Origin of the sequence: Sinorhizobium americanum (assembly GCF_001651855.1) — a bacterium.
In the GTDB taxonomy this organism is placed as follows: Bacteria; Pseudomonadota; Alphaproteobacteria; order Rhizobiales; family Rhizobiaceae; genus Sinorhizobium; species Sinorhizobium americanum.
In genome coordinates, this window is the sequence record NZ_LNQC01000071.1 from 227,705 (window position 1) to 242,242 (window position 14,538).

Here is a 14,538-nt window from a genome sequence, read left to right on the forward strand (position 1 = left end):
CCCGCATTTCGCGGCTCAGATAGGAGTGGCCGTCCGGATGGATATTTTCGCAACCTTGCAGCATGAAAAGGAGCGGCTGTCGCAGTCGGAGAGCCGCATCGCCGACATTCTGCTCAACGACTTCGAATTTGCCGTCAACGCATCGATCATCGAGCTTGCCGGCAAGGCCGATGTCTCGCCGCCGACGGTGACGCGCTTCTGCCGCCGGCTGGGTTGCGAGAGCTTTTCCGATTTCAAGGTGCAGCTGGCGCGCACGGCCTATGTCGGGATGCGCTACCTGAAGCCGGAGCCGAAAAGCCAGGAGACCGGCGATGTCGCCCAGGACATCATTACCAAGGCGCAGAACGCGCTGTTCCTGCTGCATCGTTCGCTCGACCTTGCCGCCCTCGAACAGGCAGCCGACCGCCTGGCCGGCGCGGAAATGATCTATGCCTTCGGTTCGGGCGGCAATTCCTCGATGATCGCGGGGGAATTGCAGAACCGCCTGTTCCGGCTCGGCCTGCGGATCACCGCGAGTTCCGACCACAGCATGCAATTGATGCTGTCGGCAGCCGCCAGGCAGAGCGACGTGATCATCGGCTCGTCCTTTTCCGGTCGTAACGCCGAATTGGTGCGTGCCTTCGGCCTTGCCCGCGACGCCAAGGTTCCGACGATCGCACTTACCCAGACCGGCAGCCCGGTTGGGCGCGCCGCCGACATCACCGTTCCGGTCGATCTGCCGGAAGGCAACAATATCTACCGGCCGACATCCACGCGCATTGCCTATGTGGCGCTGGTCGACATCCTTGCCAGCTTGGTCGCCTATCGCGTCCAACCGCAGGCGACCGCGACGCTCAGGCGCATCAAGCAGCAGCTGGTTGCGCACAGGGATGGCGACGATCGCCAGCTTCTCGGAGACTGATGTGGCAGAGCAACCGCCCATGCCGAGATCCGTAGCGATCGTCACCGGCGCGGCCGGCGACATCGGCCGGGCCATCGCCCGTCGCCTGGCGGACGGCCACGACCTCGTCCTTCTCGCCGATATCGACGGCGACGCGGCAGCCGGGGTTGCGCGCGAACTCGGCGCAGCGGAACGGTTCGCCGCCGTCGCCTGCGATGTAACGGATGCGGCAAGCGTGGCGGCCATGGCTGCATCGGCGGCCGAACTTGGCGTCGTCCATACGCTCGTCAACAATGCCGGCGCGGCGCGCGCCGTCAGCCTGCAGGAAACGACGCACGAAATCTGGCGGATGGACAATGCCCTCAATCTCGAAGCCGCATTCCTCTGTTTCCGGGCGGTCGAAAAAATGCTGAAGGAAAGCAGGGGTTCGGTCGTCAATATCGCCTCGGTGAATGGCCTGGGCGTCTTCGGTCATCCGGCCTATAGCTGCGCCAAAGCCGGCCTCCTGCATCTGACCCGGCTCATCGCCGTCGAATACGGCAAGTTCGGCATTCGCTCGAACGCGGTGGCGCCGGGCACGGTGCGCACCCAGGCCTGGGAGACCCGGGCCTCCGCCAATCCGCAGGTCTTCGAGGAGGCCAAGCGCTGGTATCCGCTTCAGCGCATCGTCGATCCCGAAGACGTTGCGAATGCCGTCCATTTCCTGGCCGGGCCGCAGGCAAGAGCCATATCGGGGGTCTGCCTGCCGGTCGACTGCGGCCTCACCGCCGGCCAGACCGAACTCGCCCGCACGTTCTCGCAGTCCAGCCATTATTGACCAATCCCATTGGAGGATGCTCATGCAGCCGGTCTCTTATCGCCTCGAATCTGCCTGGCAGCCGGATGGCGGCCCCAACGGACGCTTCACCTTCAGTCTCTTCAATCTTTCCGGTAGGGTTCTGAGCGGCTTCCGTCTCGTCTACACCTCGCTGACCCGAGTCATCGATCCGGCTGCCTGCGAGGACGCCGTCTTCCTGCGCCGCAACGCCAATTTCCATGAATTCGCGCCACCCGAGGGGCTGACCCTTCAGCCGGGAGAAAGCTGGACCTTCGTGGTCAGCGGCCTTCACCGGCAGGCCAAGCACTGCACCGACGGGGCGAAGTCGGCCTATCTGACGCTGTCCGATGGCAAGCATGTGCCGGTGGCGGTCTCGGATCTTCGGCTCGAGGGTGCCACCAGCGAACCGCCGCCGGCCCGTCTGCCCGTAGGACGACTCGACCTGCCATTCGCGCTGCAGCCCTGGCCGGCGAAGATTGATGCCGTGGCAGGAGAAGGATTTCCCGTGGTCCTCTACCCGGCCCCGGGAAGCAGCCCGGAGGATGTCGAGGCGGTCTCTAACGTGCTGGCGCTGTTTCACCGGCTCTTTGCCGCCGGGCACGCCCCGTTCAGCCTTGCACCGTCGGGGCAGGGTGTCCCGATCATCTTCGCAAAGGGCGCTGATCTGGCGCCCGAGGCGTACCGGCTTGCCTTCTCCCCCCGCGACATCCGGCTTGACTATGGCGCCGCCGCCGGACGGCAATACGGCCTGACGACGCTTGCGCAGCTCCTCGACGGCGCCCGCAACCATGCCGGAAAATTCCGCTTTCCCGCGTCGGGCACGATTGCCGACCGGCCACGCTACGATTGGCGCGGCTGCCATCTCGACGTGTCGCGGCAATTCTATCCGGCCGCCGACGTTCTGCGGCTGATCGATATTCTCGCCTGGTTCAAGCTCAACATCTTCCATTGGCACCTGACGGACGACGAAGCCTGGCGGCTGGAGATTAAGGCCTATCCGACACTGACGACGCTCGGCGTTCTGCGCGGGCCCGACGAGCCGCTGCTGCCGCAGCTTGGCAACGGGGCGGAGCCCGCGGGCGGCTTCTACAGCCAGAAGGAAGTCAAGGCCATCGTCGCGCATGCGGCCGCGCTCAATGTCGAGGTGGTGCCGGAGATCGACATTCCCGGCCACAGCACCGCGGCGCTCGTAGCACTTCCCGAGCTCGCGGATGGCCAGGAGGCGCCGGAGAGCTATCATTCCGTTCAAGGCTACCCCAACAACGCGCTCAATCCAGCCGTCTTGCTCACCTACGAATTCCTCGAGAAAGTCTTCGACGAAATGGTCGAACTGTTCCCGAGCCGCTATATCCACATCGGTGGCGACGAGGTGGCGAACGGCTCCTGGCTCGCCTCGCCCCTGGCACGCAGGCTGATGGAAGAGGAAGGCATTTCCGGCACCTTCGCGCTGCAATCCTATTTCCTGACGAAGGTGAAGCAGATGCTGACGGCGCGCGGCCGCAAGCTCGCCGGCTGGAACGAGGTCGCCCATGGCGGCGGTGTCGGAACCGAAGACACGCTGCTAATGGCCTGGGAGAACCCCAAGGTGGGGATCGAGCTGGCGCGCGAGGGATATGACGTCGTGATGACGCCCGGACAGGCCTACTATCTCGACATGGCGCAGGCGGAGGCCTGGCAAGAGCCTGGCGCAAGCTGGGCCGGCACGGCAACGCCGGCGCATACCTATGGCTATGAGGCGGAAGGTGAGTTTCCGGAAGAGCTGAAGAGCCGCATGAAGGGCGTGCAGGCCTGTATCTGGTCGGAGCATTTCCTGTCGCGCGGCTATTTCAACCGGCTCGTCTTCCCGCGCCTGCCGGCAATCGCCGAAGCGGCCTGGACGCCGAAGGCTGAAAAGGACTGGCTACGCTTTGCGGCGATCGCTCCCCTGAGCCCGACCTTGTGAGTTTGCGCCATGCGGATCGCCGTCGGTGGTATCCATACGGAATGCAGCACCTATTCGCCGGTGCTGATGTCGGTCGAGGACTTTCGGGTCCTGAGAGGCGAGGAATTGCTGGGGGACAAATATTTCAGCTTCCTCGCCGCCGATGATGTGAAGCACGTTCCGCTGCTCCATGCCCGCGCCGTCCCCGGCGGGCCGGTTTCTCGGCCGGCCTATGCGGAAAGCTTGAAGACAGCCCTGCCGATCGACGGGCTCTATCTCGCCATGCATGGCGCGATCAAGGTGGACGGGATGGACGATGCGGAGGGCGACTGGATTTCGGCCGCCCGTGCTGTCGTCGGTCCCGACTGCCCGATTGCCGTCAGCTATGACCTGCACGGCAATGTCAGCCAGCGGATCGTCGACCAGATCGACATTTTCGCCGCCTACCGCACGGCGCCGCATATCGATACGCGCGAAACCATGGTGCGCGCCTGGACGATGCTGGTCGATGCGCTGCGCACGGACACGCGCCCGGGCGTCGCCTGGGCGCCAGTGCCGCTGCTCCTGCCTGGAGAACGGACTTCGACGGAGGATGAACCCGCCAGGCGCTTGTATGGGCGCCTGCCGGATTTCGATACGCGGCACGGCGTTCTCGATGCCAATCTAATGGTCGGCTATGTTTGGGCGGACGAACCGCGCGCCACCGCCTGCGCGGTCGTGACCGGATCTGACAAAGAAGCCGCTTTGAAAGCGGTGGAGGAAATCGCCGCAAGCTACTGGAATGACCGGGAAAACTTCCGCTTCGGTCCGGTGACCGGAACCCTCGCAGCGATGCTCGACTTTGCCGAAGGCGCGACGACGAAGCCCATCATTCTGGCGGATTCCGGCGACAACCCGACCGGCGGGGGCGTCGGCGACCGGGCCGACGTCATGAAGGCGCTTCTGGCGCGTGGTTGGCAGGACGCGCTGATCGCCGGAATTGCCGATCGGCCGGCGGTAGAGGCATGCTTTGCCGCAAGCGAGGGTGCGACCCCAGCCCTTCGGATCGGCGGGAGCCTCGACCCCTCGAGCGCTGCCGTCGAAGCCGCGGCGAAGGTCGTCAGGCTCGACGATCCCGGCTCCCTTGCGGAGCGCCAGGCGGTGGTTGAGGTGGACGGCATTACCGTCGTGCTCTCGGCCCGGCGGCGGCCCTATCACAATATCGAGGATTTCCGCCGGCTCGGTCTCGATCCAAAGGCGGTCCGCCTGCTGGTCGTCAAGTCCGGTTACCTTTCGCCGGAACTCGCGCCGATCGCCAATCCCAATCTGATGGCACTCACCAACGGTGTCGTCAATCAGGACATCGAGAAGCTCGCGAGCGAGCGCCGCCAGCGGCCGATCTTCCCCTTCGATCGCGATTTCGACTTCACGCCGAAGGCGCGGCTATCGGCCCGCTGGACCTGACGCAGCAGCCGCACGACCCGCCCGATGGCCCCGGGTGATTGACCTCGCCCTTCCGCGGAACACCCCTCCATGTCTTCGGCGCTGCTCACGGCCATGCGAAACCCGGTCATTCGGGCGAGCATGCTCGCCATATTCCTCTTCGGCTTTGCCGGCGCCGCGACCTCGCCCTATCAGTCCGTGGTCGGCATTATCGAGCTAGGCCTCAGCGACGCATTCTACTCGGCCCTGATCTTCGCGGCCGCTTTTCTCAACGTCGTCGTCAGCATCACGGTCGGCATCCTCGCAGACCGGGTCGGCAATTATCGCACCCTGATGCTGGCAGTCATTCTCTTCGGTATCGTCGGCTATGGGATGGTCTATGCCTGGCCGGCAAAGGCGAGCTTCATGCTTGCTAGGCTGCTGCTCCTGCCGATCTACGGTGCCCTCAATTCGCTCCTCTTCCCTTTGCACGCGCCCAACCCATAGGACCAAGAGGACAGAGCACCATATGAAACCAGCTCCTGCCACATACGGCAAGAGCTGCGTAGTAACCGCGTTGAGGTTGCTCATATAGTCGCCAAGCTACTGCCGTTTCTAGGATTGGTCGAGCCACATTGAAACTGGCGTGAGCGATGCTGCTTCGAGGCAACATCATCCCCGCCGACAGGCATTTAAGTACACGACGGTTGAGGGGGTAGGCGGGGTCGCTGCCCTCGGCAGGTGCCTCCGTAACCACACGATTGCGGCCGGAGGTCTTGGCGAGCTAGAGCGCCCGGTCCGTCCGCTGCCCGCAACCTCCAGAATATGATAGCCCGCGGCACCCGGAGAAGGGGTTCTCTGCTCTCAAACCAGCATCGACTGCTGGGCGAAGATACCCGCCATCGCGCCTTGCCATGATGCCGTGGTGACCGAGGCCATGAGGGGGTTTGCGAGGTCGCCGGCGGCGTAGATGCCGGGCATGCTGGTTTCGCGGCGCTCGTTGACCTTGAGGGCGATGCCGAGGGGCGTATCGACCGTGGCGAGGCCCAGTGATTCATGCAGGCTTGCGGACGGCTTGTTGCGCGGATGCGCAAACAGGATGTCGACGGCGACATTGGGGGCGGTATCGAGCTTGACGGTGGCATTATGGCCCCCGTGACGGGCGATTTCGGTGATCCGGCCATCAACGACAGGTATGTTGCGGCGCGCCAAATCGGCCCGGATATCGGGCGGAATGTCGTGACTATCGGCGAAGACCGTCAACGTGTCGGTCCAATCGTGGTACAGCTTGACATAAGTGTGCGACTGCGGGCCGGACCAGACGAGGCCCCAATGCTGGCCAGCGACTTCAAAGCCATCGCAATAGGGGCAAGGCACGATGGATGTGCCCCAGCTTTCGGCAAAGCCCGGAACATCAGACATCTGGTCGGCGACACCATAGCTCAGGATCAGGCGGCGCGCCCCAAGGCTTTCGCCATCGCCAGTGAGGACGGAGAAATCGTCGATGGCGCCGGAGATGCTGTCGGCTCGGGCATTGACCAGCCTGATCGTGGGATAACGCGCCAGTTGCTGCCGCGCCTCGGCCAGAATGTCCAGCGGTGGCTTGTGATCGTGGCCGAGCAGACCATGCGAGTGGCCGGCGAACCGGTTGCGCGGCAGGCCTGTATCGAGAACGGTGACCTTGCGGCGGGCGCGGCCGAGCTGCAGCGCGCCGGCGAGACCGGCAAAGCTGCCGCCGATAATGATGACGTCATCCATGGTGATAAGCTCCGTGTTGTTTATGGAGGGGGGTGGGCTGAGCCTGGCGCGAAATTTCGTCCAGCGATACGCATTCGATATCGCCAAGCTGCCCAGGGAAACTTGATTTGGAGGACAGGGTAAAATCCACTCTTTGGCTTGCATATTTACGAAACTACATGGTATCGTAATTTAAGAATAACGATACTGTCAAGGACTGGAATTGTCGTGACCGAAAATAGCCGGGGCCGGCGCGGCCGGCCCGTCAACGAGGCGCTTGGCCAAACGATAGTCGACGCCGCGGGCGAACTGTTTGCGGAATTGGGTTTTCAAGCGACGACATTGAACAAAGTCGCCCAGCGAGCGAAGATATCCAAGCTCAGCATCTACAGGCACTTCGAGAACAAGGAGGCGCTGTTCGGCGCAGCCTTTGCGGCCCGCTGCCAGCAGTTTGTACCACTGGCCCTTTTTGAAGGCGTCGACGGTTCGGCCGCAGATCAGCTCATGGCTGTGGCATCATCGCTGCTTCGCACGCTGTTGCGCCCGGACGTCCGCAATGTCGAAGCCATGGTCATGGCCGACACGCCTAATCAAAAGTCGTTAAGCAAGCTCCATTACGAAGCCGGACCCGCCCACATCATCGCTCAAATCGAGGCCCTGTTGCGTCAGTTGCACGCGAAGGCGGTTCTCAACGTCCCCGATCCCCGCCAGTCCGCCCGCTTGTTCGCCGCGCTTATCAAAGGTTCCGATCTCCTGGTTATCGCACGCTTCGATGAGGCGAGAGCAGAGGACGACAACGAAATCGAATCCTATTGCCGGTCGGCCGTCGCCATGTTCATCGCCGCGCACGGTGGCAACGACCACGCGGGCGGATAGCCTTGTTAAGAACGGATCAGAACAAGGATATAGCATGGCAGAGAAAAATGTTTATCAGGTTGCCGACTGGAATGGCCAAAGCGGGGAGCGCTGGGTCGCTTACCAGGCCCGGCTCGATGCCATGATGGCGGTGTTCGGCCAGGCCGCGATCGAAGCCGCCGCGCCCGCGACGGGCGAACGCGTGCTGGACGTCGGCTGCGGCGCGGGAGCGTCTAGTCTGGATCTGGCCGCCCGCGTCGGCGCGGCGGGCCATGTGCTAGGCGTGGACATATCCGAACCGCTGATCGGCCGAGCGCGCGCGCTAACGCCGCAGGATACGCCGGCCCTGTTCCAGGTGGCCGACGCCAGCAGCACCGAGTTGCCCGAGGGCGCGTTCGACATCCTGTTCTCGCGCTTCGGAGTGATGTTCTTTGACGCTCCTACGGCGGCGTTCGCTCATATGCGCCGTGCGCTCAAGCCGGGCGGGCGGGTCGCTTTCGTCTGCTGGCGCGGCATGGCCGAGAACGATTGGGTGCGCTTGCCGATGGGCGCGATCAAGGGCATCGTCCCGCCGATGCCGCCGCTCCATCCCGAAGCGCCTGGCCCATTCTCGTTTGGCGACCAGGGGCGGGTGGCGCGTATTCTAACGGCGGCTGGCTTCACCGATGTCGCTATCGCGCCATTCGATGCCTCCATCCCGTTCGGCGAGGGGGGGACGCGGGACGCGGCAATCGACGACGCGGTGGAGATGACACTCGAGGTCGGCCCGCTGTCGCGCGCTCTCGCTAATCAGCCCGACGACATCCGGGCCCGCGCCTCGGCCGCGGTTCGTGCCGCCTTCGCGGGCTGCCCAGGTGAGCGGTCGGTGATGATCGACGGCGCGGCGTGGATCGTCACGGCGCGCAATCCGGCAAGCTGACAGGGATTAACAGGGGGAGACGCCCCGTCTCGATGGCTCGGCGTCGGCCGTGGCGCGATCGCCCCCGCACCGCTTGCGGCCGGAACGCAGATGAGGTGAGGTAGGGCGGCGGGCTTTTGTCCCAGGTCGCACCGCTGCCATTGGTTTATATCGCGCTCATCGGCGACTACCTCTGGAACGAAATTGACCGCCCCCTCGAACGATTCAAGCCAATCCGCGCTAACCACTTCAATCCAAACAAGTCAATTTCCCTTTGCGGTATTAGTGCAGTAATGCCCACAGAGCCCCGATTAATCTGGAACCGCACTGCTCGGCGCCGCCGCCGGGCTTGCAGGGCTTGTGCTGCTCCTCATGCTCGACGGCAAGCGCGCCCGGGTTTCGGCATCATAAGAGCCGGGCAGCGGGAGGCCGCGGACAGCCTCCCGTGTTTCATAAGTTGCCGAGGATGCCGGGCAGGCGCAGGCCCTGTTCCTTGGCGCATTCGACCGCGATGTCATAGCCCGCATCCGCATGGCGCATGACGCCGGTCGCCGGATCGTTCCAGAGAACCCGCTCGATGCGGCGGGCGGCATCTTCCGAGCCGTCGCAGCAGATGACGACGCCCGAATGCTGCGAGAAGCCCATGCCAACGCCGCCGCCGTGATGCAGCGAGACCCAGGTGGCGCCCGAGGCCGTGTTGAGCAGCGCGTTCAACAGCGGCCAGTCGGATACGGCGTCGGACCCGTCCTTCATCGCTTCGGTCTCGCGGTTCGGTGAGGCCACCGAGCCGGAGTCGAGATGATCGCGGCCGATGACGACCGGCGCGCTGAGCTCGCCGGATCTCACCATCTCGTTGAAGGCCAGGCCGAGGCGATGGCGATCGCCCAGCCCCACCCAGCAGATGCGCGCCGGCAGGCCCTGGAAGGCGATGCGCTCGGCGGCCATGTCGAGCCAGTTATGCAGATGCTTGTTGTCGGGCAGCAGTTCCTTCACCTTGGCGTCGGTCTTGCGGATATCCTCCGGATCGCCCGACAGCGCCGCCCAGCGGAACGGGCCGATGCCACGGCAGAACAGCGGACGGATATAGGCCGGCACGAAGCCCGGGAAGGCGAAGGCGTTTTCGAGGCCTTCTTCCTTCGCCACCTGGCGGATGTTGTTGCCGTAGTCGAAGGTCGGGATACCCATGTCCTGGAAGGCGATCATCGCTTCGACATGCTCGCGCATCGAAGCGCGGGCGGCCCTTTCCACGGCTTTCGGGTCGCTTTCGCGCTTCTGCTTCCACTCGGCCATCGTCCAACCCTTCGGCAGATAGCCGTTGATCGGATCATGTGCCGAGGTCTGGTCGGTCACCATATCCGGGCGGATGCCGCGACGGACCATTTCCGGCAGAATCTCGGCCGTGTTGCCGAGCAGGCCGACGGATTTCGCCTCGCCCGCGGCGGTCCAGCCGTTGATCATCGCCATCGCTTCATCAAGCGTCTCGGCTTTCGCGTCGACATAGCGGGTGCGCAGGCGGAAATCGATGGAATCCGGATTGCACTCAACGGCGAGGCAGCACGCGCCAGCCATGACGGCGGCGAGCGGCTGGGCGCCGCCCATGCCGCCGAGGCCGCCGGTCAGCACCCATTTGCCCTTGAGGTCGCCGTTGTAATGCTGGCGGCCGGCTTCGACAAAGGTTTCATAGGTGCCCTGCACGATGCCCTGGCTGCCGATATAGATCCACGAACCGGCGGTCATCTGGCCGTACATGGCGAGACCCTTCCTATCCAGTTCGTTGAAATGGTCCCAGGTCGCCCAGTGCGGCACCAGGTTGGAATTGGCGATCAGCACGCGCGGCGCATCCTTGTGGGTGCGGAAGACGCCGACCGGCTTGCCGGACTGGATGAGCAGGGTCTCGTCCTCGTTGAGATCCTTCAAAGTCGCGACGATCCGGTCGAAATCCGCCCAGGTACGGGCGGCTCGGCCGATGCCGCCATAGACGACGAGCTCGTGGGGGTTTTCGGCGACCTCCGGGTCGAGGTTGTTCATCAGCATCCGGAGCGGCGCTTCGGTCAGCCAGCTCTTGGCGCTGATCTCGGTTCCACGCGGGCTGCGCACGTCGCGGATGTTGTGGCGCGGATTGTTCATGTTCATGCCTCACTCCCTGTCAAATTGAGGTCTCGGCGGGATGCTGGAGACTGTGCTGCGCTATCGGATCAGCATTCCGCCACAAGTGTCTGTGTTCGTTGAATTCTGCAAGTTTATGTGTGATCGCGACGGCCGAGTGCGATCGCCTCGATCTGTTCCAGGATTGCACTCAGATGGTGGCGAAGCCGCTTGGCCTTGCCAGAGTCGAGCGCAAATGGCGGCGCCTCCGTGGCCAAATGGGTCGATTGGGCCAGTTCCATCTGGATCGCATGGACGCCTATCTCTGGCCGGCCATAATGGCGGGTCGTCCAACCACCTTTGAAGCGACCATTCAGGATATGGGTGTAACCCTCGGCCTGGCTTGCGATATTTGCTGCCGCGCGCTCGATCGCCGGGGCGCAGGTCTTGCCGCTATCGGTGCCGATGTTGAGGTCCGGCAGCTTGCCCTCGAAGAGGAAGGGGATATGCGAACGGATCGAGTGGCAGTCGTAGAGGACCGCCACGCCATGAATGGCCTTCACCCGATTGATCTCGGCGGCGAGCGCGGCGTGATACGGAGCGTGAAAATTGCGCAGCCTTGCGGCAATATCGGCATCCTTCGGGCCTTGGCCTTCCTTCCAGATCGGCACACCGTCGAAATCGGTTTCCGGCACAAGGCCGGTCGTGTTCTGGCCGGGGTAGAGGCTGACGCCTTCCGGGTCACGATTGGCGTCGATGACATAGCGATGGAAGGTGGCGCGGACAGTCGTCGCTTCCGGTAGAAGACCTTCATAGAGCTCGTGGATGTGCCAATCGGTATCGGCGAGGACCCGGCCGTTGTCGTTCAACCGCTCCCAGATCGGCGGCGGAACGTCGGTGCCCGTGTGGGGGAAGCCGAGAATGACGGGCGAGGTGCCTTGCCGGACATCGAAGACCGCCATGTCAAACCTCCAGTTGCGGCAGGATGCCGTCGGAGACGGCGGCTGCCAGCCGGCCGGAGGCGACGAGTTCGCCGGCGGACCTGAGGTCGTCAGCCATGTAGCGGTCTTCCTCGACCGTCGGGGAAACGGCGCGCACGGCCGCGGCCGCCTTCTGGAGTTCCGGGCTGGTCGCAAGCGGCGCCCGGTATTCGATGCCCTGAACGGCTGCCAAGGCCTCGATGCCGATGATAGAGAACAGGTTGTCGGTCATCTGCAGCAGGCGGCGGGCGCCGTGGCAGGCCATGGAGACATGGTCCTCCTGGTTGGCCGAGGTCGGCGTCGAGTCAACGGAGGCCGGGTGCGAGAGCTGCTTGTTCTCCGACATCAGCGCGGCGGAGGTGACTTCGGCGATCATCAGTCCGGAATTGAGGCCCGGCTTCTTGGCGAGGAAGGCCGGAAGGCCGTAACTCAGGGCGGGATCGACGAGGAGCGCAATGCGGCGCTGGGAAATGGCGCCGATCTCGCAGATCGCGAGCGCAATCTGGTCGGCGGCGAAGGCGACCGGCTCGGCGTGGAAATTGCCGCCGGAGACGACGGAATTGTCGGAGAGCACCAGCGGATTGTCGGTGACGGCATTGGCCTCGATGGTGAGCGTCGCGGCAACCGAGCGCAGCAGATCGAGGCAGGCGCCGTCGACCTGCGGCTGACAGCGGATGCAATAGGGATCCTGCACGCGCTCGTCGCCGTCGAGATGACTTTGGCGAATGACCGATCCGTCGAGCAGCCTGCGGAGTGCGGCCGCCGTGTCGATCTGGCCGCGATGGCCCCGCAATATATGGATGTCGGGGTGGAAGGGGGCGGAGGATCCCATGGCCGCATCGGTCGAGAGCGCGCCAGTGACGAGCGCCGCCTGCGCGGCCCGGTGGGCGCGGAACAGGCCGGCAAGCGCCAGCGCCGTCGAAACCTGGGTGCCGTTGATCAGCGCCAAACCTTCTTTAGCGGCGAGCGTCACCGGGGAAAGTCCGGCCGCATTCAGGGCGGCGGCACCTGCCATGCGTTCGCCCGCGACAAAGGCCTCGCCATGGCCCATCATCACGGCGGCCATGTGCGCAAGCGGCGCCAGGTCGCCGGAGGCGCCGACCGAGCCCTTTTCCGGGATCAGCGGGATGACGCCCTTATCGAGCATGCCTTCGATCAGGCGGACGAGTTCGAGGCGCACGCCGGAGGCGCCGCGACCGAGCGAAATCAGCTTCAGCGCCAGGATCAGGCGCACGATATTCTCGGGCAGCGGCTGACCGACACCGCAGCAATGCGACAGGATGAGATTGCGCTGCAGCGTCGCGACATCGGCGCTGTCGATCTTGATCGAGGCGAGTTTGCCGAAGCCGGTATTGATGCCGTAGACCGGCGCATTGCCGGCGACGATCTCGGCGATGCGCCGGGCGGCCTTCTCGATGCCGGCGTCATAGGCGCGATCGAGGCGGGCCGGCTCGCCCGTCCAATAGATCGTCTCCAGGTCTCTAAGCGGTACGGAACCGGGTTTCAGAACAATGGTCATCGGGCAATCCTTTCACCCTTGAAAATCAGCTCGGAGAGGGGGTTGAAGCCGATGCGGTAGATCAGTTCCGCCGGCGCTTCGATGTCCCAGAGCGCAAGGTCGGCCGATTTTCCCGCTTCGATGGTGCCGGTCTCGCCGAGGATGCCAAGGGCGCGCGCCGCCTCGCGCGTTACGCCGGCGAGGCATTCCTCCAGCGTCAGGCGGAAGAGCGTCGCCGACATGTTGATGGTCAGGAGAAGAGATGTCAGCGGCGACGTTCCCGGATTGCTATCGGTGGCGATGGCGATGCGCGCGCCGGCGGCGCGCAGTGCCTCGACCGGCGGCAGTCGCGTTTCGCGAAGGGTATAGAATGCTCCCGGCAGCAAAACGGCGACGGTACCGGCCTTCGCCATGGCGGCAGCGCCGTCGGCATCGAGATATTCGAGGTGATCGGCCGAAAGCGCGCCATAGGAGGCCGCAAGCTTAGCACCGCCGAGATCGGAAAGCTGTTCGGCGTGAAGCTTGACCGGCAGGCCGAATGCCTTGGCCCGGTCGAACACACGCGCGATCTCGGCGGGCGAAAAGGCGATCCCCTCGCAGAAGCCATCGACCGCGTCGACGAGTCCTTCCGCATGGCCCCGGCTCAGTCCGGGGAGAACGACGTCGTCGATATAGTCGGCATTCCGCCCCTTGTATTCCGGCGGCGTGGCGTGGGCGGCGAGATAGCTGGTGACGATGCGGACCGGGCGCACTTGCGCGAGTTTGCGCGCCGCCCGCAGCATGTTCAGTTCCGCCTCGACATTAAGGCCATAGCCCGATTTGACTTCGACTGTCGCAACGCCCTCGGAGAGCAGCGTGTCGAGCCGCGGCAGCGCTGCTTCGACGAGTTCGTCGATCGACAGCGCGTTGGTCGCGTTGACGGTGGAGACGATGCCGCCGCCGGCGCGGGCAATCTCTTCATAGGTCGCGCCTTCGAGCCGGAGCTGGAATTCGCGGGCACGGTTTCCGCCATGGACGATGTGGGTGTGGCAGTCGACCAGCGCCGGCGTCATCCAGCGCCCTTCACAATCAATCATCCGGTCGGGGGAAGAGAGGCAGGAAGGCAGGTCGGCCTCGGCGCCGGCATAAACGATCCGACCATCGCGAACTGCCACGGCGCCCGCTTCGACAATGCCGAGCGGCCCCAGATCCTCGCGGAGCGTCGCAAGGCGCACGTTGCGCCAGAGACTGCTGCGTTCCGCTTCCATGTCGGCCTTTCCGTTCATCAGCTCTCCGCCCTTCTCTTGCTATAATGTATATACATAATAAAGCACACGGCAAGCGGAAAATTCTTGACCTCGTGCCAGGAGGTAAGGCGGCCGGCGCACCGGGCCAGCAATCGGAACGAAAAAGATCGGATGATTGGGGCTCCGGCGGCCTCCCTTGATGGGAGTAGCGGGAGATCGGTCTTCCGGGCAGGCTCCAAT

General features: G+C 64.2%; 11 protein-coding genes and 1 pseudogene. 7 read left to right on the forward strand and 5 right to left on the reverse strand.

What is annotated here, in order from left to right:
- The first annotated feature begins 37 nt into the window (after positions 1-37).
- The 5 genes and pseudogenes from ATC00_RS21630 to ATC00_RS21650 form a co-directional block, all read left to right on the forward strand.
- Entirely contained in the window at positions 38-901 is an 864-nt protein-coding gene (locus ATC00_RS21630) for a MurR/RpiR family transcriptional regulator (protein WP_064254349.1), read from the forward strand.
- Between the two features lie 19 nt (positions 902-920).
- Entirely contained in the window at positions 921-1,697 is a 777-nt protein-coding gene (locus tag ATC00_RS21635; RefSeq protein WP_064254350.1) for an SDR family oxidoreductase, read from the forward strand.
- Between the two features lie 22 nt (positions 1,698-1,719).
- Positions 1,720-3,639, forward strand: coding sequence for a beta-N-acetylhexosaminidase (locus ATC00_RS21640; RefSeq protein WP_064254351.1), 1,920 nt, complete (start codon positions 1,720-1,722; stop codon positions 3,637-3,639).
- 9 nt (positions 3,640-3,648) lie between these two features.
- Complete coding sequence (locus tag ATC00_RS21645; protein ID WP_064254352.1) at positions 3,649-5,061, forward strand: M81 family metallopeptidase; 1,413 nt, start codon at positions 3,649-3,651, stop codon at positions 5,059-5,061.
- Between the two features lie 69 nt (positions 5,062-5,130).
- Positions 5,131-5,502, forward strand: a pseudogene (locus ATC00_RS21650) (MFS transporter); the annotation flags it as partial.
- Positions 5,503-5,883: 381 nt separating this feature from the next.
- Here the strand turns inward: ATC00_RS21650 and ATC00_RS21655 are convergent.
- Positions 5,884-6,777: an NAD(P)/FAD-dependent oxidoreductase gene (locus ATC00_RS21655; protein WP_064254354.1), complete on the reverse strand. Its 894-nt coding sequence runs from the start codon at positions 6,775-6,777 to the stop codon at positions 5,884-5,886.
- 207 nt (positions 6,778-6,984) lie between these two features.
- Between ATC00_RS21655 and ATC00_RS21660 the strand changes: the two genes are divergently transcribed.
- Complete coding sequence (locus ATC00_RS21660; protein WP_064254355.1) at positions 6,985-7,632, forward strand: TetR/AcrR family transcriptional regulator; 648 nt, start codon at positions 6,985-6,987, stop codon at positions 7,630-7,632.
- Between the two features lie 34 nt (positions 7,633-7,666).
- The gene (locus ATC00_RS21665) at positions 7,667-8,530 is read left to right on the forward strand and encodes a class I SAM-dependent methyltransferase (protein WP_064254356.1); all 864 of its coding nucleotides are present in this window, start codon (positions 7,667-7,669) and stop codon (positions 8,528-8,530) included.
- A 429-nt stretch (positions 8,531-8,959) separates the two neighbouring features.
- On the opposite strand, the gene hutU is transcribed toward ATC00_RS21665, so the two are convergent.
- The 4 genes from hutU to hutI all read right to left on the reverse strand — a co-directional run bounded on the left by hutU (position 8,960) and on the right by hutI (position 14,337).
- Positions 8,960-10,636 carry a urocanate hydratase gene (hutU, locus tag ATC00_RS21670; RefSeq protein ID WP_064254381.1) on the reverse strand — a complete coding sequence of 559 codons (1,677 nt, stop codon included), beginning with the start codon at positions 10,634-10,636 and terminating at the stop codon, positions 8,960-8,962.
- Between the two features lie 113 nt (positions 10,637-10,749).
- Positions 10,750-11,556 carry an N-formylglutamate deformylase gene (gene hutG, locus ATC00_RS21675; RefSeq protein WP_064254357.1) on the reverse strand — a complete coding sequence of 269 codons (807 nt, stop codon included), beginning with the start codon at positions 11,554-11,556 and terminating at the stop codon, positions 10,750-10,752.
- A gap of 1 nt (position 11,557) precedes the next feature.
- Entirely contained in the window at positions 11,558-13,093 is a 1,536-nt protein-coding gene (gene hutH, locus ATC00_RS21680; protein ID WP_064254358.1) for a histidine ammonia-lyase, read from the reverse strand.
- Positions 13,090-14,337, reverse strand: a complete 1,248-nt coding sequence (gene hutI / locus ATC00_RS21685) for an imidazolonepropionase (protein WP_064254359.1) — start codon at positions 14,335-14,337, stop codon at positions 13,090-13,092. Before hutI ends, hutH begins: the two co-directional genes overlap by 4 nt.
- Positions 14,338-14,538 lie beyond the last annotated feature (201 nt).

Coding starts and splice junctions, on each gene's coding strand:
- ATC00_RS21645 (WP_064254352.1), top strand. CDS start 3,649: ATGCGGATCGCCGTCGGTGGTATCCATACGGAATGCAGCACCTATTCG.
- hutH (WP_064254358.1), bottom strand. CDS start 13,093: ATGACCATTGTTCTGAAACCCGGTTCCGTACCGCTTAGAGACCTGGAG.
- ATC00_RS21655 (WP_064254354.1), bottom strand. CDS start 6,777: ATGGATGACGTCATCATTATCGGCGGCAGCTTTGCCGGTCTCGCCGGC.
- hutI (WP_064254359.1), bottom strand. CDS start 14,337: ATGAACGGAAAGGCCGACATGGAAGCGGAACGCAGCAGTCTCTGGCGC.
- ATC00_RS21630 (WP_064254349.1), top strand. CDS start 38: ATGGATATTTTCGCAACCTTGCAGCATGAAAAGGAGCGGCTGTCGCAG.
- ATC00_RS21665 (WP_064254356.1), top strand. CDS start 7,667: ATGGCAGAGAAAAATGTTTATCAGGTTGCCGACTGGAATGGCCAAAGC.
- hutU (WP_064254381.1), bottom strand. CDS start 10,636: ATGAACAATCCGCGCCACAACATCCGCGACGTGCGCAGCCCGCGTGGA.
- ATC00_RS21635 (WP_064254350.1), top strand. CDS start 921: ATGCCGAGATCCGTAGCGATCGTCACCGGCGCGGCCGGCGACATCGGC.
- hutG (WP_064254357.1), bottom strand. CDS start 11,556: ATGGCGGTCTTCGATGTCCGGCAAGGCACCTCGCCCGTCATTCTCGGC.
- ATC00_RS21640 (WP_064254351.1), top strand. CDS start 1,720: ATGCAGCCGGTCTCTTATCGCCTCGAATCTGCCTGGCAGCCGGATGGC.